Raw genomic sequence first — 1,053 nt, 5'->3', positions numbered from 1 at the left:
GGCGTCAACGGCTTCATCGGCCACCACCTGACGCGCCGCATTCTCGAAACCACGCCGTGGGAGGTCTACGGCATGGACATGGCCAGCGACCGCCTCGGCGACCTGATCGACCACCCACGCATGCACTTCTTCGAGGGCGACATCACCATCAACAAGGAGTGGATCGAGTACAACATCCGCAAATGCGATGTCGTCCTCCCCCTCGTCGCCATCGCCACCCCGGCCACCTACGTGCGCCAGCCCCTGCGCGTGTTCGAGCTCGACTTCGAGGCCAACCTCCCCATCGTCCGCGCCGCCGTCAAGTACGGCAAGCACCTCGTCTTCCCCTCGACCTCCGAGGTCTACGGCATGTGTCACGACGACGAGTTCGACCCCGAGACCTCCGAGCTGATCTGCGGCCCCATCAACAAGCCCCGCTGGATCTACGCCTGCTCCAAGCAGCTGATGGACCGCGTCATCCACGCCTACGGCATGGAGCAGGGCCTCAACTACACCCTGTTCCGCCCGTTCAACTGGATCGGCGCCGGCCTCGACTCCATCTTCGAGTCGAAGGAAGGCTCCTCCCGCGTCGTCACCCAGTTCCTCGGCCACATCGTGCGCGGCGAGCCGATCAAGCTGGTCGACGGCGGTGCCCAGAAGCGCGCCTTCGCCGACATCACCGACGGCATCAGCGCCCTCATGCGCATCATCGAGAACCCGCAAGGCATCGCCACCGGCAAGATCTACAACATCGGCAACCCGGCCAACATTCACTCGGTGCGCGAACTCGCCGAGATGATGCTCAAGATGGCCGCCGACTACCCGGAATACGCCGAACTCGCCCGCCAGACCCAGATCGTCGAAACGTCCTCGGGCGACTTCTACGGCAAGGGCTACCAGGACGTGCAGAACCGCGTGCCCAAGATCGACAACACCGTCGAAGAACTGGGCTGGAAACCCGCCGTCAGCATGGAAGACGCGCTGCGCGCCATCTTCGAGGCCTACCGCGGCAAGGTCGTCGAGGCCCGCACCCTGGTCGACTCGGCCAACTGAGGCCCGCGCCGATGGCACGCA

General features: G+C 64.8%; 1 protein-coding gene. It reads left to right on the top strand.

Translation table 11 applies throughout. The features are described 5' to 3' along the window. Nucleotides 1-1,032, top strand: a 1,032-nt coding sequence (locus K206_RS40625) for a bifunctional UDP-4-keto-pentose/UDP-xylose synthase (protein ID WP_020207184.1), incomplete at its 5' end; no start/stop codon positions are given. Nucleotides 1,033-1,053 lie beyond the last annotated feature (21 nt).

Source organism: Cupriavidus sp. WS (genome assembly GCF_000395345.1).
Classification (GTDB): domain Bacteria; phylum Pseudomonadota; class Gammaproteobacteria; order Burkholderiales; family Burkholderiaceae; genus Cupriavidus; species Cupriavidus basilensis_B.
This window is presented reverse-complemented; position numbering and strand designations above follow the sequence as displayed.